This is a genomic window from Cyanobium sp. LEGE 06143 (assembly GCF_015207535.1).
In the GTDB taxonomy this organism is placed as follows: Bacteria; Cyanobacteriota; Cyanobacteriia; order PCC-6307; family Cyanobiaceae; genus NIES-981.
Genome location: NZ_JADEWP010000258.1, coordinates 1 through 2,634 on the forward strand (window position 1 = coordinate 1; position 2,634 = coordinate 2,634).

The 2,634-nt window shown below is 71.7% G+C and carries 3 protein-coding genes; 1 reads left to right on the top strand and 2 read right to left on the bottom strand.

Going from position 1 to position 2,634, the window contains the following annotated elements:
• The coding region (locus IQ216_RS13200; RefSeq protein WP_193815834.1) for a glycosyltransferase at positions 1–1,051 on the bottom strand (1,051 nt) is incomplete at its 3' end.
• Positions 1,051–1,986 (bottom strand): DMT family transporter, encoded by a 936-nt coding sequence (locus IQ216_RS13205; RefSeq protein WP_193815835.1) that lies wholly within the window; start codon positions 1,984–1,986, stop codon positions 1,051–1,053. The genes IQ216_RS13205 and IQ216_RS13200, both read right to left, overlap by 1 nt.
• A gap of 63 nt (positions 1,987–2,049) precedes the next feature.
• Between IQ216_RS13205 and sppA the strand changes: the two genes are divergently transcribed.
• A partial coding sequence (gene sppA / locus IQ216_RS13210) for a signal peptide peptidase SppA (RefSeq protein ID WP_193815836.1) occupies positions 2,050–2,634 on the top strand: 585 nt, incomplete at its 3' end.

The following is a 2,634-nucleotide window of genomic DNA, read 5'->3' on the forward strand; positions in this document are numbered from 1 at the left end:
CCAGCCAGCCCTCGATCCGCTCGGCGAACACCGCCCGCGAGCAGTGGCGCTCCGCCCAGCGTCGGCAGGCCGCCCGCTCCACCCCCAGCGCCCGTTCGGTGGCCAACGCCAGGGCCGCCCGGTCATCGGCGGCCGCGAGGGCACCGGTAAGCCCCTCCTGCACCAGTTCCCCCGGGCCACCGCGGGCATAGGCGGCCACCGGCACACCACAGGCCATGGCCTCCACCACCACGTTGCCGAAGGCCTCGTTCCACTTCGGGGTGTTGAGCAGCACCGCGCAGCGCCCCAGCTCGCGCTGCAACTGCTCGGTGGGCAGAAACCCCCGCCACTGCAGCGTGCCGGGGGGCACGGAGCTCTCCACCCAGCGGGCATAGGCCGGATCCTGGGGCAGACCCCACACCGCCAGGGGAATCTGCAGCTGGGCCGCCACGGCCGCCGCATCCTCCAGGCCCTTCTCGGGGGCGATGCGGCCGGCCCAGCCCAGCAGCCGCTCCGGCTGGGAATTGAAGCCGTACTGATCCAGATCGAAACCGTTGCCCACCAGCCGCGGCGCTGCCGGCAGGCTGAAATCGGCGGCCTGGGCGGCGGTGTGAAAGGCCAGGCGCCCCGGCTGGCGGGCCGCCACCTCAGCGATCACCGCATCCATCGCCTCGCCCACCGATCCCATGCTGATCAGGTGGGCCAGGGGCGTGGTCACGTGGGGCGTGAGCCAGAGCGGCAGCCAGTCATAGGCGAGGTTCAGGATCACATCGGCGCGATGCTGCTCGCTCAGGGCCCGTCGCCAGAGGCGGGGCAGCAGGCCATCGGCCGGGATCAGCACGGGGCTGTGGCGCTCCTGGTGCTGGCAGCTGGGCTGGGCCTCGCCCCGCTCCAGCCAGAGCTCAGCGCCGCCGCAGCTGGGCGGCAGCCGGGAGGCCTCGGCGGCCAGCACCATCACCTGGTGGCCGCGCTGCAGCAGCCCCGCCACCAGGGAGAGGGCCGTGAGCTCCACACCGCCACCGGCGCCGCTGCCCAGGGGGCCCATCGGGGTGTTCACCACCAGGATCCGCATCAGAGCGGTCCTCCCCAGAGCTGCTGGCGGCGGTTGATCAGCAGCACCGACACCATCGCCAGGCCGGCCCCCAGCCACTGCAGCGGCGAGAGCCGCTCCTGCAGCCACACCACCCCACAGAGCACGGCAAACACGGGAGTCAGGAAGGTGAGAGCGGTGAAGCCGGTGAGATCACCGCTGCTCGCGAACCAGAAGAACAAGCCGTAGGCCAGGGCGCTGCCCAGCAGGCTGGCGTAGGCCATCAGGCCCCACTGCAGCGACGACCAGGCCGGCAGCCAGGGGCCACCCGAGGCCAGCAGCGGCGCCCCATGCAGCGCCAGCAGCGGCAGGCCCCCGAGCAGCATGTGCCAGCCGGTGACCGCCAGCGGATCGCTGTGGCGCACGGCATAGCGGCAGAGCACCGTGCCCACCGCCATCGCCACCGCCGCAGCCAGCATCCAGAGCTCGCCATGGCTCCAGGCCCGCTGATCCAGCACCAGGGGTCCTTCCAGCCACCAGTGGCGCAGCACGGCGGCCGGCAGACCCAGGCAGAGGATGCCCAGCAGCCCGAGCACCAGCCCCAGCCAGCCCACCGGGTTGATCGCCTCGCCGAACAGGCTGCGGGCCATCAGGGCCACCAGCAGGGGCTGGGAGTCGATCAGCACCGAGCCCAGGCCAGCCCCGGTCTGCACCAGGCCCCGGGCCAGCAAGCCCTGGAACAGGGCCCCGTCCACCAGGGCGAAGGCGAGCAGCCAGGGCCAGTCAGCGCGTTGGATGGCAAGGGGACGGCCCAGCAGCAGCGCCGCCAGCAGCAGCAGCACCCCGGCCGGCAGCAGCCGCAGGGTGGCCACCAGCAGGGGCCCGCCGTCGCTGAGCAGCGGGCGCATGGCCGCCATCGCCGTGCCCCAGAGGGCGAACGGCAACAGCATCAGCAGCCAGCGCAGGGCCTGGGGCATGGGGGCGGTTTTCAAGGCCGGTGGAGGCTTCTTTTTAAGATCCGGCAACCACACAAGAGTTCCATGGTCTGGCCCTGGCGCCGCAAGACACGCCGCACCATGGCGCGGATCGCCATCGAAGGCCCCATCGGCGGGGGCACGCGCACCAGGGTGCTGAAGGCCCTGCGCCAGGTGGAGCAACGGGAGTGCCCGGCCCTGCTGCTGCGGATCGACAGTCCCGGCGGCACGGTGGGCGACAGCCAGGAGATCCATGCCGCCCTGCTGCGGCTGCGTCAGAAGNNCTGYCKSKTRKWGGCCAGTTTCGGCAACATCTCCGCCTCCGGGGGGGTGTACATCGGCGTGGCGGCCGAGAAGATCGTGGCCAACCCCGGCAGCATCACCGGCTCGATCGGCGTGATCCTGCGGGGCAACAACCTCTCGAAGCTGCTGAAGCGGCTCGGCGTGAGCTTCGAAACGGTGAAGAGCGGCCTCTACAAAGACATCCTCTCGCCGGATCGGGCCCTGAGCGAGGCGGAACGGGAGCTGCTGCAGAGCCTGATCGACTCCAGCTACCAGCAATTCGTGGACGCCGTGGCTGAAGGGCGCCAGCTCGAGACCAAGGCGGTGCGGGCCTTCGCCGATGGGCGCGTGTTCAGTGGGGCCCAGGCC

What these genes read in the sequence shown, in the direction of transcription:
- IQ216_RS13205 (WP_193815835.1), bottom strand. Translation starts at nt 1,986, where the DNA reads ATGCCCCAGGCCCTGCGCTGGCTGCTGATGCTGTTGCCGTTCGCCCTC.